Consider the following 23281-nt stretch of genomic DNA (forward strand, 5'->3'; position numbering starts at 1 on the left):
CCTCTAAGCCAACAGCGAAGGTGGGGGTTAGACACGTCTGCTTAACAAACATATGTTCTTGTGTTATGCTAGTTCCAACAAACTTGCGATGGAGGCGTGTCTCATGAAGGTGGTCAAAACACTCAAACATCCGATTATGTCTCACCACCGCATGCTAGATGCGACTCTCCTTGTGTATCAAGAGGCGCTCTCGTTCTTGATTACGGTCATTCAAGAGCAGTTTATGGCCTTGGAATCGTTATCCACCCAAGCGGTTGTGACAGCGGTAGAACGGCTGACTCACCGTACCAGACATAATCCGAATCCGCTCTACGCCGAGTTTGATCAACGATTCTATAAGTTTCCTTCGTACTTCCGCAGAAGTGCTATTGCGGAAGCGTTTGGCATTGTGAAAAGTCATCATTCCCGTTTTCAGCTTTGGCAAGCCGAGCGACAACATGCTGGGCAAGAAGGGAAACGCTTTTCGAAAAAACCGCCGACACTCCAAGCTCGGCATCAGGCGTTCCCTTGCTTGTACAAAGGCAATATGTTCAAACGAACCTCCGATACGACAGCCAACATCAAGATATTTCATCAAGGCGATTGGGTATGGCTCCCCATTACTTTTAAAGGCCAAGACCTATTCAAACGTAACGTGTGGAGCATGAAAGAATGCAGCCCCACATTAGTCCGAAAAGGAAAACGCTATGCCCTTCATATCGCCTATGAAGGGGAGGTGAAGTTGACTCAGGCGGAACTTTCCAAGCAGCGGGTGTGTGCCGTTGATTTGGGGTTAACGAATTCCGCAGTTTGTTCCGTGATGGACGCTAACGGCACTGTCTTGGCGAGGGTATTTATCAACCAAGCCAAAGAAAAAGACCGATTGCGCCAAATCACAGGCAAACTGAAACAAGCCCAGCGACAATCCGGTATAGGGGCAAAACCGAATTTCTGGCGGCGGATGAATGGCTTACAGACGCATATCGTCCACGATACCGCGCATCAAATCCTCGCCTTTGCCCAAAAGCACAGCGCAGATGTCATTGTCATGGAGTATTTAGGCAAGATGCGTTTGCCTAAAGGAACGTGGGGAGCCAAGCGGCTTCGTGCCAAACTCCAGTTTTGGGCGAAACGGCGCATCCAAACAAAAGTGACCGAAATGGCGCATTTTCTGGGGATGCGGGTTTCCATGGTCAACCCTGTGAATACAAGTGCGCTTGCTTTTGATGGCAGTGGATTTGTACAACGAAACACGAAGCGTGATGTTGCTGTATTCGCAACAGGCAAAACGTATCACGCGGACCTTAATGCCTCGTATAACATCGGCGCACGGTACGTGTTGCGCAGTATACACAAAGCCATATCTGAAAAGATGTGGTTGTCCTTGGAGGCCAAAGACCCTTCATTGGCAAAACGAACGTATTGGACGTTGGCTTCCCTCATTCGGGTGCAACAGGCGTTGAGTCTTTAGGTCATGAAGCCTCGCAGCGTGTGCAACCCTGTATCGATGCCAACAGAAGCCCCCACTTCATGCGTAAGCTAAGTGGGGGAGAGTTCACCAGCAGCTCGTACTCTTTCAACGGCAGCGTCAGAATGCCGTCATCCGATTGAATTTCATAGGTTTTCCGGTTCATCTTCAGCCTGCCGACGGCAACGCTCTGGGCAGCCGAAATTTGATACCGTTTCAAGAGCGCTTTGACGCGGGCCATCAATACGGGAGGCTCGAACGGTTTTACGAGATAATCATCGCTTCCCAGTTCAAACCCCTTCACAATCTGCGAAGTTTCGCCTTTGGCCGTAAGCATAAGCAGCGGAAAATCGTAGGCCTTACGCAGCTCGCGGCAGAGCTGCCAGCCGTCCACGTTCGGCATCATAACATCGAGAATGACCATGTCTACCGCATGGTCTTCAAGAAAATCCAGCGCTTCCCTTCCGTCGGAAGCCTCGCATACTTCCATTCCCTCAGCTTTCAGAAATACGGCTACCAACTCGCGGATGTGCGGATCGTCGTCCACCACCAGTATTTTTGCCATGCCCGGCACTCTCCTCCCCTTCGCCGTGTTCTCTTGGTTCCGTATCGGCCGTTTGCAGCTGCTGCTGCGCAAATTCGCGGTAGAGCTTATGCTCCAGCAGCAGTTCTTCGTGTCTTCCCCTGCCGGTAATCTCGCCTTTTTCCATAAAAAGAATCTGGTCGGCATTGACCACCGTAGACAGCCGGTGCGCGATCACGATCGTCGTCCGACCCTTCATCAAATTGGACAGCGCCTTCTGCACAACCGCCTCGGATTTGCTGTCGAGACTCGAAGTGGCTTCGTCCAGCATCAGGATCTTCGGATCTCTCAGCAGCGCCCGAGCGATTGCGATCCGCTGCCGCTGTCCGCCGGACAGCTTCACGCCGCGCTCGCCGACATCAGTGTCGTAGTCGTCCGGCAGCTCGTCGATAAAGGTGTCGGCATACGCCATGGCCGCCGCCTTTCGCATTTCCGTTAAATCAACCTCGCGGCCAAGTCCGTAGCGGAGATTGTCGGCAATCGTGCCGGCCAGCAGCGGGCTTTCCTGGGAGACATAGCCGATAGCGCCGCGCCAGGAGGACAGCGAGAAATCGGAAATCGGCTTGCCGCCAAGCCGGATCACGCCTTCCTGCGGCTCATAGAAGCGTTCCAGCAGGGAGAACAGCGTCGTCTTTCCGCCGCCGCTTGGTCCGACAATCGCCGTTACCTCACCCGGCGCGATGGAGCAGCTTACCTTGTTCAGCACGGACTCGCCTTTTTTATACCCGAAGGAAACATTGTCCAGTGCAATCGGCAGACGCCCGCCGTCCGCCATCTCTTCCCCTTCATAGTTCTCTTCTTCATGCATCAGCGTCTCCATGATCCGTTCCGAAGCGCCCATGGCTTTCTGAATTTGGGTGAAGAAGGTGGTCAGCTGGGTGAGCGGCATAACGATCTGGATCAGATACAGGATAAAAGCAACCAGCTCCCCCGCCGTCAGCGCGCCGCTGGACACCTGTACGCCGCCGTAACCGATAATGACGACCAGCAGCATCATAAATACGAACGAGACAAGCGGAGTGATCCATGCGCTGACCTTGCCCTCGCGTATACCGTAGGAGAGCAGGTTCATAATGACGCTTTTTCCGGATTCGTATTCCCGGCGCTCCGCTCCGGACGCCTTAACGAGCCTGATTTCTGACAGCACCCCGCTCAGCACCGCCGTGAAGGAAGCCGTCTCATCCTGCATGCCTTTGGAGATCTTGTACATCTTCCGGCCCAGCGGAACGAGAATCAGCGCCGAAAGAGGCAGCACGGTGAACAGAACCAGCGTCATTCTCCAATTCAAATAAAAGAGTACCGAGATCGAGCCGATGATGGAAATGAGGCCGGTGAACAGACTGGCGGCATGCTCCGATACAAGCGTCTTGATGATGCCCGTATCGTTCGTCATGCGGCTGACGCTCTCCCCCGTCCGGATATCGTTGTAATAGGAGACAGGAAGCGCCAGAAGCTTGCGCCACAGCCGGTCTCTGAGACCGGCCACGATCTTCTGCCCCGCATAGTTCAGCAGATAGACGGACACGCCCGCAGCTATGGTCTGGGCGACGAAGGCGCCGGCGATTCCGGCGATCTGCAGCCGGCTTACCGAGGACAGCGAGAAGCCGTCGACCAGCCCTTTGGTAAACATGGGAATAACGAGGGACACCAGCGTGGAAATGACGCTAAGGGTAATAGCCAGGGCCAGCAGGCCATACGGCGGCTTCGTTTCTTTAAGCAATTTCAGAAATGAACGGATGCTCTTTCGATCCGTCGACGTTGAGTTCGTCATTAAAGGTCCTTCCCTTCTTGTCGGGGTTTATAATGACAAAATACGCCCTCATTGTAAACTGAAGTTAAACTAGCCAATCCGCGGCGGCGCGGTAATCTTCCGGAGTGTTCATGTTGAGCAGGGGAGATGGCCCTCCGTCCAAAGCGCCCGCAAAGCCCGATTCCGGGACATACAGCACATCCAGGCTCTCCAGCCATTCCATAACCTTGAATCTTCCCTGGGATAAGGCCATTTCCAATCCCGGAAGGGTAGACTTATGGTACAGCCCCAGCAGCGGCTGGACTTTGCCCGAGACAGAGACCGGCACGGCCGCAGCCCGCCCGGCGCTCCGTTCCAAGGCGTCCATGATATACCGCATAAACGCTGCGGAAGCGAACGGCAAATCGCAGGCGGCGGCAAAATGCCAGTCCACTGGCGAAACGCTCATGCCTGCATGGAGTCCTGCCAGCGGACCGCAGCCGGGGAAGCGGTCCGCAGCCTGCTGAAGCCGCAGGAAACGGTAGTCCTCCCGCTCCTTCTCTCCGCAGGCGACCGTCACCGGCTCCGCGATTTCACCGAGCGCGGCGGCAACGCGGGCAATCGCCGGAATGCCGCCGAATTCCAGAAGCGCTTTGTCGGCACCCATCCGCCTGGAGCGGCCTCCGGCGATGATGATTCCGGCAATTTGCATCATAATAATGTCTCCTTTTCCAAAATTATTTCTACTAAAAGTAAATATCCCCCTATAAAATCCGTACATTTGGCAAAATCAGAAAAAGCTGGTTTGTATACCTTTTCAACTAATGTTACAGTGATAATAGCGGCTATGGCGGCTCTGGTTCAACATGCACAGCATTTGCGGGAGGAGAGCATCCAACTTGCAGGAGAATACTGGAAGCCCATATACTTTCACATCTTTGAAATGGTTTAACTTTTTTGTATACGGAACCATGGTTCTGTTTACCAGTTTCTTTCAATTTTATTTACAGGACGTAGGGATGAACAAGCTGGAAATCGGTGTGCTGATGTCGATCAGCCCATTCGTTTCGATCTTCGCCAACCCGTTCTGGGGAATATGGTCCGGCCGTTATCACAATATCCGGGTTATCGTCCTGCTGATGCTGGCGGGGACGCTTTTGTTTTCCCAATTCATATTTCAGGCAAATACATATGAAACGATCTATACCGCGATCATCCTGTTCTATTTCTGCCAGACTCCGCTGTTCGCGCAGAGCAACACGCTGGTCTTAAGCTATATCTACGGGTCAGAATACCGCTTCGGCTCCTTCCGTCTGTGGGGCTCGCTTGGCTGGGCGCTGACGGCTATAGCCGCAGGTCCTATCGTGCAGTACGGCGGCGTTTCGGTACTGTCCTACCTGTTCGCGGTCCTGCTGGGCTTGTCCATGATCTCGCTCGCCGCTCTGCCGAAGCTGCACCACTCCATCGGGATGGCGCCGATGCCGTTCAGTGGTTTTCGCGTGCTGTTTATGAATCCTTATTTTTTGTTCTTTATCTTTTTCGGCATTCTGGTATCGATCCCCAACACGGTGAACAATACGTTCATGTCTCTGTATATCAACGATATGGGAGGCTCCAAGACGATGGTCGGACTGGCCGTATTCCTCTCCTCCATCGTTGAAGTGGGCGTCTTCATGCTGTGCGACCGCTACTTGCGGCGCAAAATCTCCGTTCTCATCGGCTGGCTGGCGCTGGTCAGTCTATTGTTCGCGCTGCGGTGGTGGCTGATGGCGCAGTCGACGACGCCACTTGAGGTGGCGTTCATTCAAATTTTGCATTCGGTAACGTTCGGCGGCTTCTTTTATGTCGGCACCGAGCTGACGATGCTGCTCATCCCCCTCCCGTACCGCTCCTCCGGACAAGCCCTATATACGCTGTCCTTGAGCGGAATTTCGGGAATGCTGGGCGGCGTCCTGGGCGGATGGCTATTCCAGTATCTCGGCGCCCAGAGCATGTACGAATTCTGTGTTTTTCTCGCGCTCATCGGGGCGCTTGGATACGGAGGCATGTGGCTGTTCGTCAAAAGAGACGATTACCGGCCCCACGCGGTGACCGAGGATACACATGAAGAAGACGGGGTTTAGCTCCGCTTTATGAAGTCTCTCCGGCCATTTGTTTGTCCAGCTGCTCCAATACGAAAGGCCATGCCTGCCCATGCGCGTTTTTGGACTCCTCATCATAAAATCCAGCATGCGTGAGACTTAGCAGCGTACCGCTATGCCGGGGAACCAGCTCGACCGTGACAACCGTCTCGGCTCCTTTCGTCCCCCCTCTCCCGTAACCCATGTCATTTCAACAAGGCGGTCCTGTTCGAGCCTGAGAAACCGGCCGTAATGGGGATGACGCCGAACTGCGCTGTCCGTCCCGGTGGGGGAGATGGTCTCAAAAAAGAATACGGTGTTGACTTCACCCTGCATAATCACCGAACCGGGCGCCGCAAACCAACGGTCAAACCGCCGGGTCCACGCTTGAAAAAGAACTTCAGGCAAAGCATCCATCTGCCGCTCCACTTTCAAAGAAAAAGCCATCGAATCCTCATTCCTTTCTGTTATTTATTAAAGGGTTAAACTCTTTGAATTGCAAAAAAACGGCTGTCACGCTTTCGGGCGGCAGCCGTTTCTTCTGCTTGTCTTATGATTTCAGCCTAGCCCTGCTTCGGCGGGTGGTACGAACTCTTGAGCGAAACGATCAGGTTGAAGACCGGATTGCCGGGCTGCGAATACCGGCTGTCGACGTTAAAATAACCGTGACGGAAGAACTGGAACTTGTCCTGCGGCTTGCTGTCCTTCAGCTCCGGCTCCACGAAGCCGTGCAGAATTTCGATCGACTTCGGGTTCAGCTGATCCAGGAACGATTGCGCGGGCTTGACCGCACCTTCCAGCTCATCGGCTTCTCCTTCGCCTTCCGGTTCCTCCGCGAGAATCAGCGGCTCATACAGACGGAATTCCGCCGCAGCGGCATGGCTTGCCTCCACCCAGTGCAGCGTCCCTTTCACCTTGCGGCCGGTAAACCCGCTGCCGCTCTTCGTCTCCGGATCGTAGGTACAGTGGAGCTCGGTCACTTCGCCGTTCTCATCCTTGATTACTTCGTTGCACTTGATGAAATAGGCATGCTTCAGGCGCACTTCATTGCCCGGAAACAACCGGAAATACTTACTCGGCGGATTCTCCATAAAATCGTCGCGCTCAATGTAAATCTCGCGGGAGAACGGAATTTGCCGGCTGCCCATTTCCTCGTTCTCGCTGTTATTTTCCGCTTCCAGCCATTCGACCTGACCCTCGGGATAGTTCGTAATGACAACCTTCAGCGGGCGAAGCACCGCCATCGTGCGGGGCGCCTTCAGCTTCAGATCCTCGCGGATAAAGTGCTCCAGCATTTGCAGATCGACCAGACCCTGGCTTTTGGAAATGCCCGTCTCGTACACGAAGCTGCGGATGGCCTCCGGCGTATAGCCGCGGCGGCGAAGCCCGGAAATCGTCGGCATGCGCGGGTCGTCCCAGCCGTCGACATGCCCTTCGTCCACCAGCAGCTTGAGCTTCCGCTTGCTCGTTACGGTCTGCGCCAGATTCAGGCGCCCGAATTCGTATTGATGCGGCACGGCTGGCATCTCGCATTCGGCGATGACCCAGTCGTAGAACGGACGCTGATCCTCGAACTCCAGAGAACAGAGGGAATGCGTCACGCCTTCGATGGCATCTTCAAGCGGATGCGCGTAGGTGTACATCGGGTAGATGCACCATTTGTCGCCCGTATTGTGATGATGGGCATGGGAAATCCGGTAAATGACCGGATCGCGCAGGTTGATGTTGGGCGAAGCCATATCGATCTTGGCGCGCAGCACCTTCTCGCCGTCCTTGAACTCGCCCGCGCGCATGCGGCGGAACAGATCGAGACTCTCTTCTACGCTGCGGTCGCGGTAGGGGCTGTTCTTCCCCGGTTCGGTCAGCGTGCCGCGAAGCTCGCGAATTTGGTCCGCGCTGAGATCGTCCACGTAAGCCTTGCCCTTGTTAATCAAAAGCTCCGCCCGTTCATACATTTCTTCGAAATAGTCGGAGGCGAAGCGCAGGTTCTCCCAAGTGTAACCGAGCCATTTCACATCTTGCTCGATCGATTTGACGTACTCCGTATCTTCCTTGAGCGGATTCGTATCGTCAAAGCGCAGGTTCGTCTTGCCTCCGAACTCACCCGCAAGCGTGAAATTGATCCAGATCGCCTTGGCGTGTCCAATATGCAGATAGCCGTTCGGTTCAGGGGGGAACCGGGTGACGACTTCGTTAACTTTGCCAGAGCGGAGATCTTCGGTAATGACATTTTTAATGAAATTGGAGGGGGTGATCCGGTTCTCCACAGCAATCAACCTTTCGTTCGTTAATTCTTGTCCTTGTTCCTTGTATAAACAGGTTTCCTATTAATATACCCGTTACGCCGGGATTGTTCAATAAAATGGCATACCCTGCCAAGGCGCCTTTTCCTTTTGACTTCCCTCCGGGTCATGGAGTAGCATGAGGTTCAAGGGAGGTTAAAGGATGAAACCGATCAAAATGACAAAAGAGCATCGGGAAACGATGCTTGATCATATTCAGGAATATTTCGAGGTTGAACGCGGCGAGAGCATCGGGCGTCTTGCGGCGGACAACCTGCTGGACTTTTTCATGAAAGAGCTTGGACCTATCGTCTACAACCAGGCGCTGAGCGACTGCCGGACCCTGACAATGCAGCGGATGCAAGGGCTGGAAGAGGATATCTATGCTCTGGAATGGAAAGCATCCCGAAAATAAGCGTCACCGCTAGTGATATTCACAGAACAAAGGGAGGCGGCAGCTTGTTCCATTTTGTGATCGATGATGAGCTTGTCCTGAAGCCTCTGGCGGTGGAGCAGGCCGGGTCCATGCTTTTGCTGGTGGATCAGTCAAGGGAACGTCTGCGCAAATGGCTGCCCTGGGTGGACAGCGTGACGGACCCGTCCCATATGACTACCTTTATCAAAACGGCCATTCGGCAGGGCAGCGACAACGGCGGGTTTACCGCCGGCCTGTGGGTAAGCGGCGAAATGGCCGGCATTATCGGATTTCATGAAATCGACTGGCACAACCGGTCCGTTGGCATCGGCTATTGGCTGGGGGAGAGCTTCGAAGGCAACGGCTATATGACCAGCGCCTGCCGGGTGTTCATCGACCATGCCCTGCTGGAAATGGAGCTTAACCGGGTAGAAATCCGCTGCGCCACGGGCAATATCTCCAGCCGCGCCATTCCCGAGCGTCTGGGCTTCGTCCTGGAGGGCGTGATCCGGGAAGCCGAGAAGCTCCCGTCCGGCTATGTCAACCATGCCGTATACGGCATGGTGCGGGGTGAGTGGAAGCTGCTCCGGTAATTTGAGATACGAGGTGAATAGGAAATGCCGCCGAAAGAGCGCCCATGCCCTCAAATTGGACGGGCGGCTGGCCCTTTTCTGGAATATGTATACCGACGAGAGCAGCACCGTACATAAGGAATATCTCACGATCTGCCGGGAACACGGATTGGTGCGGTTTCAGGGCGGGGATGAAATGGCTGCCAAAAAATAGGGCGGTCCGTACAGCGGCCCCCTCTTACTCCAGCCCGTCCAGCCACCCCTGGAACCGCGACCGGATACCGGACGCCAGAGCTTCCAGCCGGACCAGCTCTTCCAGGCCTTGCTTGTCCCCGCGCCCGGTCGCCATCATCTGCAGCACGCGCGACACCGGCACTCCGCCGTACCCGGAGGAAACCTTCACGATGGCCGAGCCGGAGGCCAGCTCCCCTTCGCGCAGCACCCGGAAATAGAAGCCGCTGAAGCCCGTCCTCAGCACCTCTGCGGGAAATTCCGCCGGGCCGTGCTTTTGCGAGAGCTTGAAGCAGGGGTATCGGGGCTGGCTTACCTGAACGAGCGCGGTCCCGATCTCATAAATGTCGCCGATGCAGACTTCCGTTTCGAGCAGCCCGGCGGTCGCCAGATTTTCTCCGAAGGCGGCGCTGTTCAGCTTTTTGCCAAGCCATTGTTCCCAGTAGGCGTAATGCTCCAATGGATACACGCAGACGGCCTTGTCCGGCCCTCCGTGATTGACCAGATCGGCTTGTCCGTCCCCGGTCAGCCCGTCTGCCGACAGAAGCACGGGACCCTCCACAGGAAATTTGTATATGCCCGTCTCCAGCGTCTTTCCGTGATAAAGGGCCGTTACTGGCATTCCTACGTTCAATGACATGATTTTCATGACCAACCCCGCTTTCTGTTCGCTTCCTTCTGTCGTTCGTCCGTTCTTCCGCTCGGCAGTTCGGTGCCTACATGAGGCGGCAGCTCATAAATACTTCGTCCACATACCGGCCCCCAAGATAAAATTCCTCGCGCAGCCGCCCTTCTTCCCGGAAACCGCATTTGTGATAAAAAGCCAGAGCCGGGACATTGCAGGAAAGCGCGCGCAGCCGAAGCTTGCGGATGCCGCGCTCAGCGGCCAGCTTCTTGACGGCCTCAATCAGGTCCCGGCCGATTCCCGAACGCTGCCGGTCGGGATGAACGGCAATATGAATCTCATAGACATGCCGGTTGCTCTTCATACCGGTAGGACAGCCGAAGCCGACATAGCCGCACAGCTTGTCCCCTTTTACCGCCACAAGCTGGGAGCCAGGAGGCGCATGCAGCAAATAGTCCTCGCTCGACCTCCACGACAAAGCTGCTGGAGCCGTATCCTCGGTCCATATCAGATGATCCAGCATAATCAGCTCGCGAACATCGCGAAGCTCGGAGAGCCGGATCGACAGCGTATCTCTGTCTATGTGAAGCATATTCGTATCCCCCTTGCAAGTAAACGGCGCATTGTTCAAGCACCGATTTATTAAAGCTTCCCATGCTCCGGTCAAGCCGATTTCGCCGATTCCGCCGACTCCGCAAGCAGCGCGCCGCGTCTGCTGCCGTACGCATGAATCAGGAAAAACCCTACCGCGAGCACCGCCACTCCGCAGGCCAGCCAGGCGGTCGGAGCCAAGCCTCCCGCGTCGAACAGGCCGCCCATGAAGTAAGGGCCAAGCACCCTGCCGACCGCTCCGATTCCTCCGGTGAGGCCCAGATAGAATGGAGCGCCCAGCGAGGCATGCTCCGTGATAAACGCCGGCATGGCGGGAGCAATGAGCATTTCGCCAAGCGTCGTCAGCAGCATCGCGAGCAGCATTCCTGCATAGCTCGGCATCGTCAGGATGACGGCGTAGCCGCTTAGGTAAAAGACGGCGCTCGCCGTCATCTGCGCCGCCGATCCGGCCGCGAACCAGCGCTTGATCAAGGCGACCAGCGGCTGGGCGGCGAAGATCAGAATGCCGTTTAGCGTCCACAGGAAGCCATAATATTTCTTCGGCAAACCTTCCGAAATGATGAATGGCGACACTCCCGTATTCCAGATGGAATTGCCGATGAGCAGAAACAGCGAACCGAGGGCCATAAACAGATAGATCCGTGTGTTGCCCATCAGTTTCCAGTTGGAAACGGCCCGCGGCTGCGCCCTCCTGGATTCGCCCGGAACCGGTCCCTGCGCGCCGCCCACTTTTCCCAGATACACAAAGAAAAAAACGGCAAATACGGCGGAGGTGACGCCGTTCATCACGAAGCTCAGCATATAGGAGATATCGGCCAGAAATCCGCTCAGCGCCGTTCCGACCGCCACGCCGATATTGTTGGCGACATAGACGATATTGAACAGCTCGGCCCGCCGCTCCGCGAACCGAAAGCCGATGAACGCCTGGATCGCGGGCATGGAGAGCGCGCCAAACAGTCCCACCAGCCCCATTGCGATCATGAACATCGTCCAGCTTGCGCTTGCCGCCGGGAGGGCGAACAGAGCCAGCGCATTCATGGCCAGCGCACCGACAATCAGCTTGTTCACCCCGACTTTATGATACAGGGCGCCGCCGAGCAGCTGCCCTGCAATCCCGCCAATCGACTGAATCAAAATAACGAGTCCGGCATCCTGCATGCTCCGTCCCAGCTCGTCAAATACATACATCGTAACCAGCGGCCACATCAGCGCGCTGCCGGTCGCGTTAATCAAGCTTGCGATCAGAAATACTTTTATTTCTCTAGGATAGTCATTCAAAAACCTCATCTGCCTATACATCCCCTGTAATCTATGTGTCATTAATGCTATCTAGTATTACGTCTAACAGACGTTCAGGGCAAGCATACGCATTGACGCTTTAACGCAGTTCAACTTCAACGGTGGCTGAGAAAAAGGTTGCTCCCTTTCCCATATCGCTCAGCCGGGAGGGTGTCAGCACATTGCTCCGCTGCGGGCGGTCCTTGCCTTCCCACCACAGCCCCTGGCTGATAACGGTGCCCGGCAGCATACGGTCGGTTACCGACGCCCAAATCTCGATCACGCCGCGGTCGTTATATACCTTGACCTCATCACCGTCGGCAATCCCCCGTTCCGCGGCATCCGCCGGGTGAATTTGCAGAGTCGGCCTTTTCTCCAGACTTTGATGCTTGGCGACATTGGAGAAGGTGGAGTTGAGAAAGTTGTGGTTCGGCGGCGAGATGAACATCAGCGGATACTTATCTTCTTTGCCCGGCCGCCGAATGCCGTCAAAGCCTTCGACAAGCGGAGTGTAGACCGGCAGCGGCGGCAGTCCCGCATTCTCCATTGCCCGCGAATACAGTTCAATCTTGCCGGAAGGGGTGGGCAGATTATCCAGATACCGTTCTTTTGGCGTCATATCCAGTTTGACATGGCGCTCGTTTTTCAGCCGCTCCAGCGTCACTCCGTTCAGATACGGATTGCGCGGATAGTCCAGCGCCTCGCGGATCATGTCTTCCTCACTTTGCCCGAAGGCTTCCTCGTCATAGCCCATGGCCTTGCCAAGCAGCGAGAACAGCTCAACATTGCTCTTGCACTCTCCCGGGGCGGCCAGTACCGGTTCCTGGAGCTGGATATAGTGATGCCAATAAGAGCTGTACAAATCGGTATTTTCAAAAGTCGACGTCGCGGGCAGCACAATGTCGGCGTATTTGGCCGTATCAGTCAGAAAAAGATCATGCACGACCGTGAACAGGTCCTCGCGCGCAAATCCGCGCCGCACCCGCTCCACGTCCGGCGCGACGACGAGCGGATTGCTGCAGTAGACGAACAGCGCCTTTATCGGCTGCTCCATCATTTCCAGCGCTTCGCCGATCCGGTTCATATTTATGCTGCGTGCCCGCGGATTCGGGCGCAGATCGGGACGCTCCAGCGCCCGGGAATTCATCCCGGCATACCCGCCGTTGCCCTTGGTCGCGCCTCCCCCCGTCTTCAGCCATTGTCCGGTCAGCGCCGGCAGACAAGCGATGCTGCGCACCGCCATGCCGCCGTTATCGTGGTGCTGAAGCCCGTTGCCGATGTGGATATAAGACACCCCCGCCTCTCCGTACAGCTTGCCCAACTGTTCAATGTCTTCTGCGGGGATGCCCGTAATGGCCGCCACGGCCTCCGGCGTATAGTTCTCCGCCTGCTTCCGGAGCTCTTCATGTCCCACCGTATAAGACTTGAGGAAACTTGAATCCGTCAGCCCGTCGCGGAACAAAATATGCATGATGCCGAGCGCCAGCGCCGCATCCGTCCCCGGGTAGAGCGGCAGGAACCAGTCGGCCCACTGCGCCGTACGGTTCTTGTGAACGTCGATGACGATGATCTTGGTGCCCTTCTTCCGGGCCTGCTCGGCCAGCACAACCTGATGCATGTTCGTGCTGACGATATTTCCGCCCCAGACGATGATCAGATCAGCGTTCACTATATCCTCAGGGCTTGTCCCGCCGCTGAAGCCCATCGTATATTTCCATCCCGTGCTTCCGGCGGCATTGCAGATCGTCTGCTCCAGACGGCTTGCTCCAAGCGCGTTAAAGAACCGGCGGTCCATCCCCTCTACGCTTAGCACACCCATGTTGCCGTAGAAGCTGTAAGGCAAAATACTCTCCGGACCATATTCCTCCGACAGACTGCGGAATTTGCCTGCGATTTCGGCAATTGCTTCATCCCAGCTGATCGGCTCGAACACGGCCTCCCCTTTGCGCCCCGCACGGCGTAGCGGGGTTGTCAGCCGGTCCGGATGATGGACGCGCTGAGCCATCTGCCTAACCTTGTTGCAGATGGCACCCCGGGTGACCGGATGCTCAGGGTTTCCTTCGATTTTTACAATTTTGCCGTCTATCTTATGCACAAGAAGCCCGCAAGTGTCGGGACAATCCAGTGAGCACACCGCCGGAAATACGCCATTCTCCAGTTCTTCCATGCTGCAAGCCCTCCTCATTTTTGCTGCTTTTATTGTATAATCGAACATTCTTATCCGTAAAGCAAAACGGAGCCGCTTGCGCTGATTCGAACCGGTAAAAGCCGGGTAATAGAAAACATGAAATACTCCCTATTTTTTCGCCGTAAGCTTCGGTTTCGTTCCCCCGGACCGTTAGCGATTACGGCGAATTTTGTGTTGCCTTGGGTATTTACTCATACAAAAGGGCACCGCTCCTCCGGAGACGGTACCCTTGATTGGTTTCAGGCATTGCACTTATAAAAAAATTATGGCCGTAATCGCCGGTAATTAAGCGTGCTTCTTCACGCCGGCGGAAGCCACGCTGTCCAGCGATTGAACCGCAGCAGGCGATTTGCGCAGGTAGGCGTTCCAGTAGGCGCCGGCTACAAACAGCGCACCGCCTGTCAGGTTGCCGAGCCAGACCGGAATGAAATTGCCAACGTATTGCCCCCATGTGAAATGGCCTTCGAAAATGGCCGCCGGAATCAGGAACATGTTGGCGACAACGTGCTGGAATCCGATGGCGACGAAAGCCATGGTCGGGAACCAGATGCCAAGAATTTTGCCGCTGAAATTGTCGGCGCCATAGGACAGCCAAACGGCCAGGGCAACCAGCCAGTTACAGCCGATACCCGAGATGAAAGCTTGCAGGAAAGTAACGTCCAGTTTGTGTTCCGCCAGATCGACCAGCTTATCGAGGTAAACGCCGTCAGCGGTCAGACCCACGATATGGCCGAAGAAATAAGCCACGAACAGCGCGCCCGCCAAATTACTCAGCGTAATCAGAATCAGATTCTTGATTGTCTCTGCAAACGAAATTTTCTTGGAAAACATTGCAAGCGGCACAGCCATCATATTGCCGGTCAGCAGTTCGCCTCCTGCAAGAAGCACGAGAATGAGCCCGACCGGGAACACTGAAGCCCCGATAAAGCTGGCAATAGACCCCCATTCCTTCGGCGCGCTGGCAATGACGCGAATATCAAGCAAATACCCTAGAGCGATGAACGCTCCCCCCAGAAAGCCAAGGATAAGCACGGTGGCCAGAGGGTTATGCGCCTTCTTGATGCCGTTCTCCACCGTTGCTTCCGCAATTTGCTGCGGTTTGTTATAAGCCATGATTCCTGTCTCCTTCTATATTACTTTAAATTTTTCCTTTACGCCCATTGTAGCTCTTTGCCCCCTACATTTACGTGATAATTATCACTTAAGAAAATCACTAGTGAAATTTTTCACCAGTGTGTCAAACTTTAAATCGCTTCCGAAAACTGTAAAAAGCGCATACAACGCCGCCGTTAAGCAACCGGCGCTTCGGGCGTCAGTCAAGCTTGTCCGGTTCCCGAAAATATAAAAAACCGGAGCCGCGTTCGGCTCCGGTTGATACTGATATTCGGGTTAAGATATGGCGGGGACGCTCAACTTGGTTACACTCTGACCGGCTGTTTGCTCTCCGCTGATTTCGGCAGCGCCTGAAGCCCCGCCGTGTTCAGGAAGTTCCACGGCTTGTTGTAATGCGGCTGGAAGAAGAAATCGATAAAGGCGAGCTGGTCGACCGTCATACCGTTTTGGATGCAGACGGAGATCGTATTGATCGACTGCGTCAAATCCATTTTCGACATGATTTGTGCTCCGAGAATCCGGCGCGTGCCGCGTTCAAAGACCACTTTAAGCTGCAGTTCCTCAAAAGTCGGCATAAACTCCGGACGGTAGTTGTCCGTAATCATGACCGCTTCGGCATCGATTCCTTCGTGCTTGGCAGCAGCTTCAGTTAAGCCGGTTCCGGCGATGTTGTCTTCGTAAATTTTTATGCCGGAAGTCCCTTGAGTTCCCATGTAAGGTATTGTATTATTCACCAGATTGCGGGCGACCAGTGTGCCCATCCGCACGGCGTTGGTAGCTAGTGGGATGTAAGCTGTTTTGCCGGTCGGATTGTAATGGATTGCGCAGCTGTCTCCGGCAGCAAAGACGTCCGGCGCGCTGGTGCGCATATAGTTGTCCACGATAATCGCGCCGTTGTCCAGCATATTGACCTGCCCCTTAAGCAGTTCCGTGTTCGGACGGAAACCGATGCACAGGATAACGAGATCGGCTTTGTATTCGCCTTTATCCGTAACGATTGTTGTTACCTTGCCGTCTTCACCTTTGAAAGAGCTGACCTTCTCGCCGAGCGCCAACTCGATACCGTGATCCTTCAGCGATTGTTCGATCGGATTCGTAAACTCGGCGTCCAGATATTTGCTCAGGATGCGCGTCTCCGCATCGATCAGCGTAACCTTTTTGCCGTTAAGCTGGAATGCCTCGACCAGTTCGACGCCGATATAACCCGCCCCGACGACGGCGATATGGTTTGCGCGCTGCGCTTTTTCAATAATCGTATTGGAATGATGGAAGTTTTTTGAGAGCAGAATATTATCAAGCTCCATTCCCTCAAGCTTCGGCACGATCGGCCAAGAACCCGTCGTTACAATCAGCTTGTCGTAGGTGTCGTCAAATTCCTTGCCCGTGTTCAGGTTGCGGGCGCGCAGCGTTTTGTTCTTCGTATCGACGGAGACAACCTCATGGCGCATGTTGGTCTTGACTCCAAGCTCAGCAAGCTTCTCCGGGGACGAATAGAACAATCCTTGCGGGTCCTTTACAACGCCTCCGACATACAGCGCTATGCCGCAGGACAAGAACGAGATGTTGTCGTTGCGCTCATATACGGTAATCTCGGCTTCCGGGTACAGCTGGGCTGTATTGACAATGGCGGCGGTTCCTGCGTGGGTGCATCCGATAACGGCTACTTTCATGGTTTCTTCCTCCTCCAATTTGCAAAGCTCTTTTTTGTATAAAACGTTTGTTAATGTGATTTTTTTCACTTTATATGATTATTATATTGTGATAATTATCACATTTCAATCATTTTTTTGCCAATTAACATATTGTTCACAATTTAAAGTAAACCGCTTCGGCATAAGTCGGTTTTAGTTTTGCCCGCTTGCCCTAACATTATGTCAGCGGAAGAATGAAGCAGCCAACCCCATTGAATGGATGCGCCTTCCTGTGTTCAATCCAAGTCCCCATAAAAAATCCCCCGGTTTCACTAGCGAAACCAGGGGATTTGTGTATTATGCATAAGATTCAGGTCATGCTATAACAGACCGAGCAGGCGTCCTTCCTCATCGATCCGCAGCCCTTCGGCGGCGGGCTTGGCCGGAAGCCCAGGCATAGTGACGATGCTGCCTGTAATGACAACGGCAAAGCCCGCTCCCAGCGACAGCGTAATATCGCGCACCTGAACGGTGAAGCCCCGCGGCGCGCCGAGCAATCGTGGCTGGTCGGAGAAGGAATAAGGCGTCTTGGCCATACACACCTGCAGGCGGCTTAGGCCCAGTTTTTCGATGAGCGCCAGGCTGCGCTTTGCCGCCGGACTGAAGGCGACATCGGCGCCGTGGTAGATTTCCTTGACGATTTTGCCGATCTTCGACGGAATGTCCAGTTCGTTCTCGTATAAAGGAGCAAAAGAAGACGCATCACTTACGGCCAGCAGCTTCTTCAGCTCGGTCGCCAGCTCCAGGCCTCCCGCACCGCCTTCAGCCCACGCCTTGGAAATGGCGACGGGTACGCCCAGGCGGCGGCAAGCCGCGAGCACTTCCTGAATCTCCGCCTGGCTGTCCCCTTCAAAGTGATTGAGCGCCACTACGACAGGAACGCCGAATTTCCCTAAATTATTGATGTGGCGCTCCATATTAGCCATTCCGGCAAGCAGAGCGGCCCGGTTTCCGGCGTAAAGCTCTCCCTTGGGGACACCGCCGTTATATTTCAGCGACTTTACCGTCACGACCAGTACGGCGGCCGAAGGCTTAAGGCCCGCCTGCCGGCATTTGATGTCCATGAACTTCTCCGCCCCGAGATCGGCGCCGAAGCCCGCCTCTGTTACGACGACTTCGCCCAGCTTCAGGGCGTAGCGGGTGCCGATCACGCTGCTGCAGCCATGCGCGATATTGGCAAACGGACCCCCGTGCACGATGACCGGCGTTCCCTCAAGCGTCTGCACCAGATTCGGCTTGACTGCCTCTTTCAGCAGAGCGGTCATCGCATCCACCGCTTTCAGTCCGCCAGCAGTCACCGGCTGCCCTTCAAGGTCATAGCCGATCAGCATGCGGCCAAGGCGCTCCCGCAGATCCGTCAAATTATCGCACAGGCACAGCACGGCCATAATTTCCGAAGCGGTCGTGATCTGAAAGCCGCTCTCCCGGACGATCCCGTTGCCGTCGCCGAGCCCTGTAACAACGCTGCGGAGACTGCGGTCGTTCATGTCCATCACCCGTTTCCAAACAATTCGCTGTGGGTCCAGCCCCAGCTCGTTGCCCTGGAAGATGTGATTGTCAATCATAGCCGACAGCAGATTATGCGCCGACGTCACCGCATGGATATCGCCCGTAAAATGCAGATTGATCTCGTCGGCCGGAACAATCTGCGCTTTGCCGCTGCCCGTTGCTCCGCCCTTCATGCCAAGGCAGGGTCCGAGGGAAGGTTCCCGCAGCGCGGCTACCGTCTTGACGCCCGCCTTGTTCATGGCCTGTGCGAGCCCGATCGTCGTCAGCGTCTTTCCTTCTCCCGCCGGCGTCGGGTTGATGGCGGTAACCAGCACCAGCTTGCCGTCGGGACGGCTTTTGATTTCATCCCACAGGGATGGTGCCAACTTTGCCTTATATTTGCCGTATAACTCCAGATGATCTTCTTGAATGCCCGTCTCTGCCGCTACTTCCGTAATTAACCTCATATCTGTATATAGACCTCCTGCACCTTTATCCTGAACCTTGTCCCGGCTGCCGCCAGCAGCCGCATTTCTTCGGACATGCCGCACATTAGCTCTATTTCAGGATACAGGCTCTTTGAAAAGCGTCAAGCCTTATTTTTCAGGGATTAACGCTTTCTCCACTCATCCGCATAATAAAAAAAGCCTCCCGAAAAGAGAATTTCTCCTTCGGAAGGCTTCGGAACCGTGCTTTACGTTTCCCTTTCATCTGACATGTAATATGATCGGCTGCTTATTTCAACCGGCAAAGCGCCAAAAACAGCTGCTAACTGGGAGACTGACGCCCAGCCAGCCCGCACGCTTCGGCGATCAGCCGATAGGATTTCAGCTTATCCGAAAAGTCGTGCATCACGCTGGCAATGATCACTTCCTCGCAGCCGAACCGCGCGCAGATTTCGTAGAGCTGATCGCAGATCTCTTCGGGAGAGCCGACCAGTATATGTTTGCGGTTCTCACTAACGATGTGCTTCTCGTAAGGCGTATAGGGATATGAAAGCGCGGACTCGATCGAAGGCGTCGGGGTGGAGACATGCGTCTTGTCCAGCAGGACGGCCGAGAGGTCCATGCTGGAAGCCAGCCGGTCCGCTTCTTCGGCCGTCTCCGCGCAGGCCGCGAACACAGCGACCATGCCTTGGGGCTTCAACAACAAAGGCGATGGGCAAAAATGAGCGCGATAGGCCGCCATCGCCTCCTCCCCTTCGCTAAAGTTAATGAAACGGGCAAAAGCCAGCCCCGTTCCCAGCCTGGCGGCCAATTCCGCGCTGTCCCTGCTCGAACCGAGCAGCCAAATCTCCGGCGGGGAGGCAACAACAGGCATGGCCTGAAGCCCCGCAAAACGGTGATGCAGGTCCGCTCCATTGTTCAGATAGGCGATCAAATCTGCAATCTGCAGGGAATAATGATCCGGGCCGGCCTTTCCGTATTCTTGCAAAGCGCGGACGGCCAGAACGCCCCCGCCGGCTGCCCGGCCGATCCCCAGATCGATGCGCCCGGGATAAAGGGCCTGCAGCACACGGAAATTCTCCGCAACCTTGTATGCGCTATAGTGGGGGAGCAGGATACCTCCTGAGCCGATTCGGATGGAAGAGGTAACGGCCGCCAAATGCGCCATGAGCACTTCCGGACTCGATCCGGCAAGGCCGGGCGCAAAATGATGCTCCGCTACCCAGAAGCGGAAATAACCGAGCCTTTCGGCTTCCCGGGCCAGAGCGGCGGTCTGCGCGAGCGCCTCGGCGGGCGAGCTTCCTTCCGATACCGGCGACTGGTCAAGCACACTGAGCTTAATCATGGTAAGGCATCCTTTCCGCGAGAACTGACTGCCGGCCTATGACCCAAAAAAGCCCTCTTCGGCAAAGCCAAAGAGGGAGAAACGCTCTATTCCGATCTTAGACCGTTTCGGACAACGCAAGCCTGACCAGCATGGAAGCGAACTTGGTTCGCTCCTCTTTGCTGCCTACCTTCCACAGTTCGAGAAGGAGCTTCTCCTCGCTGTTGCGCGGTTCCTCGTAAGCGGCCAAATAATCGGCCACCTTCTCGGCCGCTTGGGCAAGCTGCGCCTCGCTGAGGCCGATTTTTCTGGCCAGTTGAACCCGCTTGCTCAAATAAGTCCGAAATGAATCGAAGTTGTTCAAGATTTCTTCTCTTTGACCCGGCTCGATCCGGTCCAGGGTTTCCTTCACCATATTGATCGCCACGCTGCCGTCTTTGCTTACAACATGATTATGCTCAGACACGTTGTCGCCTCCTTAAGCGCTAATAGCGGTTTTACACTATTTAACCGGGGCTGAAAATGGTGAATCAAGGTCAAACCGGACCAGATACTTTTAAAAAATAATAACGCGCCCAATTATTTTGAGACGGGCACGGCATTATAGTACTCCTCCAGCGTAATGCCTTTTTCCGTCAGGTAACGGGCGATCTCCTTACCCACATAACGTACATGCCACGGCTCATACATGTAACCCGTAACGGCTTCTTTTCCTTCCGGATAACGGATAATGAAACCATACTCCGGAGCATGAAGCGCCAGCCAATTCGCTTCCTTCGTTCCGGCAAAACAACTCTCCGCCGCACATTTGCCGTCCCTGCCGGAAAGGTCGATCGCCAGCCCCGTCTGATGTTCGCTGTAACCGGGAACGGCGCTGTAAGTACGCGCCTTTTCCTCCCCGTCCCGCTCCGCATAGGCGTTGAACAGACTCCGCTGCGTCTTCGTGGAACGATAGGCGGAAACCCCCGCCAAATACACCTTGTCCAACTTCGCGGCCGCGAACATCTCTTCGAGCGCATGAGCCGCTTCCTTGCGCATCATCCGCTTCTCAATCTTTTCTTTGAATGTAAACGGAACGTCGGGATACACCAGATCGGCCGGCTTATAGTCATCGGGCAGCCCGTACTGCTTGTTCACGATGACGCCGATGCTGTCCGGCTTCGTCGCCGCAAGCTGAGCCTCTCCGGCAGGTCCCCCGCTCAACGCCTCATGTGAGACTGAAGGAGAGGCTGAAGGAGAAACCGAAGGGGCCGGCGGTGTGCCCGCCGGTTCCGTCGCCGCCGCTCCTCCATTAAGGTTCGGCTGATCAACGGCTGCGGCCCCGCCGCCGATGGATGAAGCCGGCGATGTATATTTCCCTATTCCCCAGCCGGCGGCGATGACGACAAGGAACAGGAGGGGAATCCATATTTTTTTGCGCATAGCGCTTCCTCCTTATAACCGGTGTTGCTGTTGTATACCCTTATAGACAAGCTAAAGGCGGCAAATGTTTCAGCCGCCTCCCAAGAAATCTCTGCCAACCGCCGTTATCGGGCGGTTCTTTCATGTCCCGGCATAGCCCGTCGTCCTTTATCTGCCGCGGTTGCCTCGGCTGCCGCCGCCTTTGCGGCCCGCCTCGCCGCTCCGCGCGCCGCGTCCGCCGCTTGCCCGGCCGGCGTAGCCGGGTGCGGCCTTGCCGGCGGCGCTTTTCCTGCCGCCGCTACCTGCTGCACCGCCGTGGGAAGGCCCGCCATGCGCATGGCCTAGGCTACCCTGCGCATGGCCTTGGCCACCCTGCGCACGGCCTTGGCCGCTGTGCGCGGCGCGTTTGTCCGCAGCCGCTCCGTCCTGGCGGCTGCGCCGTCCCCGGTCGGCGTCCCTGCCCCGGCCGCCCGTTTCCTTGCCGCGGCCGCTTACCCGCGCGCCGCCCGCCTTGGGCCCGCGCCCAGTCCGCGCGGACTCGGAAGCGGTGCCTCCGCGCGCGCCGCCGCCCGTGCCCGTGGCGAATTTGGCTTCGCCGAATTCGCCCTTCTCATAGCGGCGGCGTTCCAGCCGCTGCGAAATGCCGCGCTCGATCATCTCAAGCCCCGCGCGGTCGCGCGGAGAGGCGAAGGTGATCGCGAGCCCTTTGCCGCCCGCCCGTCCGGTGCGGCCGATGCGATGAATGTAGCTGTCCACATCCAGCGGCATATCGTAATTGAAGACATGGGTCACGCCCTCCACGTCAAGCCCGCGGGCAGCGACGTCAGTCGCGACGAGCAGTTGAAGCTTCGCCTCACGGAACGTCTTCATGACCGCCTCCCGCTTGTTCTGCGACAAGTCTCCGTGCAGCTCATCGCAGTCATAGCCCGCTTCGCTGAGAGCTTCGCCCAGCTTCGACACCCGGCGTTTCGTCCGGCAAAAAATAATGGCCAAATACGGGCGGTCCTGTTCGATCAACGCTTTAAGCGCTTCCTCCTTCGCACGGTCGGTACACTCGACGACCTGCTGGCGGATATTGTCCAGCGGAATCGGCGAGCCGCTCTTGATCACAATGTCGACCGGCTGCTTCATATAGCTTGCCGCCAGCTGCTTAATCGGATCGGGCATGGTCGCCGAGAACAGCATTGTCTGCCGCCTCGAGGGGATCGCCGTAATGATGCTTTCAACCTCGTCGAGAAAGCCCATATGCAGCATTTGGTCCGCTTCGTCGAGCACCAGCATGGTCACTCCGCCCAAAGCCAGTGTCTCGCGGCGCATATGGTCCAGCAGTCTGCCCGGCGTACCGATAATGAGATGTCTGCCGCTCTCAAGCTTGCGCAGCTGCTTCTCCACGTCCTGTCCGCCGTATACCGCCAGGATCTTGATGTCGCTCTGGCGCGTAAGCTTCCGCGCTTCCTCCGTAATCTGAAGGGCCAGCTCCCGGGTCGGCGCCATGATCAGCGCTTGCGGAAAAGGCCGGTCCGGCCTGATTTTATCCAATATCGGCAGCAGAAAAGCCAGCGTCTTGCCCGTTCCCGTCTTGGCTCTCGCAATCACGTCCAGACCCTGCACCACCGGCGGAATCGCTTCCGCCTGAACCGGGGTAGGCTGTGCAATGCCTTGCCCCTGCAGAAGCGCCGTCAGCGCCTCCGAAACTCCCAACTCTTTAAAACCCGGCAATTTCATCACCTCATTCT

General features: G+C 55.8%; 22 protein-coding genes. 5 read left to right on the forward strand and 17 right to left on the reverse strand.

Going from position 1 to position 23281, the window contains the following annotated elements; genetic code table 11:
• The first annotated feature begins 103 nt into the window (after positions 1–103).
• Positions 104–1450: an RNA-guided endonuclease TnpB family protein gene (locus tag PUR_RS24405; protein ID WP_179037444.1), complete on the forward strand. Its 1347-nt coding sequence runs from the start codon at positions 104–106 to the stop codon at positions 1448–1450.
• Between the two features lies 1 nt (position 1451).
• Here PUR_RS24405 and PUR_RS24410 read toward each other — a convergent pair whose 3' ends face one another.
• The 3 genes from PUR_RS24410 to mobA form a co-directional block, all read right to left on the reverse strand.
• Entirely contained in the window at positions 1452–2012 is a 561-nt protein-coding gene (locus tag PUR_RS24410; protein ID WP_179037445.1) for a response regulator transcription factor, read from the reverse strand.
• Positions 1942–3801, reverse strand: coding sequence for an ABC transporter ATP-binding protein (locus PUR_RS24415; RefSeq protein ID WP_179037446.1), 1860 nt, complete (start codon positions 3799–3801; stop codon positions 1942–1944). The genes PUR_RS24410 and PUR_RS24415 overlap by 71 nt, the downstream gene beginning before the upstream one ends.
• Before the next feature lie 64 nt (positions 3802–3865).
• Positions 3866–4474 (reverse strand): molybdenum cofactor guanylyltransferase, encoded by a 609-nt coding sequence (gene mobA, locus PUR_RS24420; RefSeq protein ID WP_179037447.1) that lies wholly within the window; start codon positions 4472–4474, stop codon positions 3866–3868.
• A 151-nt stretch (positions 4475–4625) separates the two neighbouring features.
• Here mobA and PUR_RS24425 point away from each other — a divergent pair, with 151 nt between their 5' ends.
• Positions 4626–5882, forward strand: coding sequence for an MFS transporter (locus tag PUR_RS24425; RefSeq protein ID WP_179037448.1), 1257 nt, complete (start codon positions 4626–4628; stop codon positions 5880–5882).
• A 7-nt stretch (positions 5883–5889) separates the two neighbouring features.
• Here the strand turns inward: PUR_RS24425 and PUR_RS26430 are convergent, their stop codons facing one another.
• The 3 genes from PUR_RS26430 to PUR_RS24435 form a co-directional block, all read right to left on the reverse strand.
• Positions 5890–6084, reverse strand: a complete 195-nt coding sequence (locus PUR_RS26430; protein ID WP_332107921.1) for an SRPBCC domain-containing protein — start codon at positions 6082–6084, stop codon at positions 5890–5892.
• Positions 6000–6326: an SRPBCC family protein gene (locus PUR_RS26435; RefSeq protein ID WP_332107957.1), complete on the reverse strand. Its 327-nt coding sequence runs from the start codon at positions 6324–6326 to the stop codon at positions 6000–6002. The genes PUR_RS26430 and PUR_RS26435 overlap by 85 nt, the downstream gene beginning before the upstream one ends.
• A gap of 116 nt (positions 6327–6442) precedes the next feature.
• Positions 6443–8146 carry a glutamine--tRNA ligase/YqeY domain fusion protein gene (locus tag PUR_RS24435; RefSeq protein ID WP_179037449.1) on the reverse strand — a complete coding sequence of 568 codons (1704 nt, stop codon included), beginning with the start codon at positions 8144–8146 and terminating at the stop codon, positions 6443–6445.
• A gap of 178 nt (positions 8147–8324) precedes the next feature.
• Here PUR_RS24435 and PUR_RS24440 point away from each other — a divergent pair, with 178 nt between their 5' ends.
• The 3 genes from PUR_RS24440 to PUR_RS26215 are packed head-to-tail and all read left to right on the forward strand — an operon-like array spanning position 8325 to position 9362.
• Positions 8325–8576, forward strand: a complete 252-nt coding sequence (locus PUR_RS24440) for a DUF2164 domain-containing protein (RefSeq protein WP_179037450.1) — start codon at positions 8325–8327, stop codon at positions 8574–8576.
• Between the two features lie 44 nt (positions 8577–8620).
• Positions 8621–9169: a GNAT family N-acetyltransferase gene (locus PUR_RS24445; protein ID WP_179037451.1), complete on the forward strand. Its 549-nt coding sequence runs from the start codon at positions 8621–8623 to the stop codon at positions 9167–9169.
• A gap of 13 nt (positions 9170–9182) precedes the next feature.
• Complete coding sequence (locus PUR_RS26215; RefSeq protein ID WP_232101629.1) at positions 9183–9362, forward strand: hypothetical protein; 180 nt, start codon at positions 9183–9185, stop codon at positions 9360–9362.
• A 24-nt stretch (positions 9363–9386) separates the two neighbouring features.
• Here PUR_RS26215 and PUR_RS24450 read toward each other — a convergent pair whose 3' ends face one another.
• The 11 genes from PUR_RS24450 to PUR_RS24500 all read right to left on the reverse strand — a co-directional run bounded on the left by PUR_RS24450 (position 9387) and on the right by PUR_RS24500 (position 23270).
• Entirely contained in the window at positions 9387–10028 is a 642-nt protein-coding gene (locus tag PUR_RS24450; protein ID WP_232101630.1) for an MOSC domain-containing protein, read from the reverse strand.
• A 67-nt stretch (positions 10029–10095) separates the two neighbouring features.
• Positions 10096–10596 carry a GNAT family N-acetyltransferase gene (locus PUR_RS24455; protein WP_179037453.1) on the reverse strand — a complete coding sequence of 167 codons (501 nt, stop codon included), beginning with the start codon at positions 10594–10596 and terminating at the stop codon, positions 10096–10098.
• Positions 10597–10667: 71 nt separating this feature from the next.
• The gene (locus tag PUR_RS24460) at positions 10668–11903 is read right to left on the reverse strand and encodes an MFS transporter (RefSeq protein WP_179037454.1); all 1236 of its coding nucleotides are present in this window, start codon (positions 11901–11903) and stop codon (positions 10668–10670) included.
• Positions 11904–11994: 91 nt separating this feature from the next.
• A complete protein-coding gene (locus PUR_RS24465) occupies positions 11995–14061 on the reverse strand; it encodes a molybdopterin-containing oxidoreductase family protein (RefSeq protein WP_179037455.1) in 2067 nt (688 codons plus the stop codon).
• Positions 14062–14367: 306 nt separating this feature from the next.
• Complete coding sequence (locus tag PUR_RS24470) at positions 14368–15195, reverse strand: formate/nitrite transporter family protein (RefSeq protein WP_179037456.1); 828 nt, start codon at positions 15193–15195, stop codon at positions 14368–14370.
• Between the two features lie 305 nt (positions 15196–15500).
• Positions 15501–16865, reverse strand: coding sequence for an FAD-dependent oxidoreductase (locus tag PUR_RS24475; protein ID WP_179037457.1), 1365 nt, complete (start codon positions 16863–16865; stop codon positions 15501–15503).
• A 341-nt stretch (positions 16866–17206) separates the two neighbouring features.
• Positions 17207–18841 (reverse strand): formate--tetrahydrofolate ligase, encoded by a 1635-nt coding sequence (locus tag PUR_RS24480; protein WP_179037458.1) that lies wholly within the window; start codon positions 18839–18841, stop codon positions 17207–17209.
• 301 nt (positions 18842–19142) lie between these two features.
• A complete protein-coding gene (locus PUR_RS24485; RefSeq protein ID WP_179037459.1) occupies positions 19143–20165 on the reverse strand; it encodes an LLM class flavin-dependent oxidoreductase in 1023 nt (340 codons plus the stop codon).
• A 97-nt stretch (positions 20166–20262) separates the two neighbouring features.
• A complete protein-coding gene (locus PUR_RS24490; RefSeq protein ID WP_179037460.1) occupies positions 20263–20610 on the reverse strand; it encodes a DUF3243 domain-containing protein in 348 nt (115 codons plus the stop codon).
• A gap of 113 nt (positions 20611–20723) precedes the next feature.
• A complete protein-coding gene (locus tag PUR_RS24495; RefSeq protein WP_179037461.1) occupies positions 20724–21566 on the reverse strand; it encodes a M15 family metallopeptidase in 843 nt (280 codons plus the stop codon).
• Positions 21567–21713: 147 nt separating this feature from the next.
• Positions 21714–23270, reverse strand: a complete 1557-nt coding sequence (locus PUR_RS24500; protein WP_232101631.1) for a DEAD/DEAH box helicase — start codon at positions 23268–23270, stop codon at positions 21714–21716.
• Positions 23271–23281: the final 11 nt, after the last annotated feature.

Origin of the sequence: Paenibacillus sp. URB8-2 (assembly GCF_013393385.1) — a bacterium.
Lineage (GTDB): Bacteria > Bacillota > Bacilli > Paenibacillales > Paenibacillaceae > Paenibacillus_AQ.

Bases quoted from the DNA above. Each gene is read 5' to 3' on its own strand.
- mobA (WP_179037447.1), bottom strand. From the start codon at position 4,474: ATGATGCAAATTGCCGGAATCATCATCGCCGGAGGCCGCTCCAGGCGG.
- PUR_RS24415 (WP_179037446.1), bottom strand. From the start codon at position 3,801: ATGACGAACTCAACGTCGACGGATCGAAAGAGCATCCGTTCATTTCTG.
- PUR_RS24485 (WP_179037459.1), bottom strand. From the start codon at position 20,165: ATGATTAAGCTCAGTGTGCTTGACCAGTCGCCGGTATCGGAAGGAAGC.
- PUR_RS24455 (WP_179037453.1), bottom strand. From the start codon at position 10,596: ATGCTTCACATAGACAGAGATACGCTGTCGATCCGGCTCTCCGAGCTT.
- PUR_RS24440 (WP_179037450.1), top strand. From the start codon at position 8,325: ATGAAACCGATCAAAATGACAAAAGAGCATCGGGAAACGATGCTTGAT.
- PUR_RS24500 (WP_232101631.1), bottom strand. From the start codon at position 23,270: ATGAAATTGCCGGGTTTTAAAGAGTTGGGAGTTTCGGAGGCGCTGACG.
- PUR_RS24470 (WP_179037456.1), bottom strand. From the start codon at position 15,195: ATGGCTTATAACAAACCGCAGCAAATTGCGGAAGCAACGGTGGAGAAC.
- PUR_RS24475 (WP_179037457.1), bottom strand. From the start codon at position 16,865: ATGAAAGTAGCCGTTATCGGATGCACCCACGCAGGAACCGCCGCCATT.
- PUR_RS24465 (WP_179037455.1), bottom strand. From the start codon at position 14,061: ATGGAAGAACTGGAGAATGGCGTATTTCCGGCGGTGTGCTCACTGGAT.
- PUR_RS24460 (WP_179037454.1), bottom strand. From the start codon at position 11,903: ATGAGGTTTTTGAATGACTATCCTAGAGAAATAAAAGTATTTCTGATC.
- PUR_RS24495 (WP_179037461.1), bottom strand. From the start codon at position 21,566: ATGCGCAAAAAAATATGGATTCCCCTCCTGTTCCTTGTCGTCATCGCC.
- PUR_RS24450 (WP_232101630.1), bottom strand. From the start codon at position 10,028: ATGAAAATCATGTCATTGAACGTAGGAATGCCAGTAACGGCCCTTTAT.
- PUR_RS24405 (WP_179037444.1), top strand. From the start codon at position 104: ATGAAGGTGGTCAAAACACTCAAACATCCGATTATGTCTCACCACCGC.
- PUR_RS26435 (WP_332107957.1), bottom strand. From the start codon at position 6,326: ATGGCTTTTTCTTTGAAAGTGGAGCGGCAGATGGATGCTTTGCCTGAA.
- PUR_RS24480 (WP_179037458.1), bottom strand. From the start codon at position 18,841: ATGAGGTTAATTACGGAAGTAGCGGCAGAGACGGGCATTCAAGAAGAT.
- PUR_RS24425 (WP_179037448.1), top strand. From the start codon at position 4,626: ATGCACAGCATTTGCGGGAGGAGAGCATCCAACTTGCAGGAGAATACT.
- PUR_RS26430 (WP_332107921.1), bottom strand. From the start codon at position 6,084: ATGGGTTACGGGAGAGGGGGGACGAAAGGAGCCGAGACGGTTGTCACG.
- PUR_RS24410 (WP_179037445.1), bottom strand. From the start codon at position 2,012: ATGGCAAAAATACTGGTGGTGGACGACGATCCGCACATCCGCGAGTTG.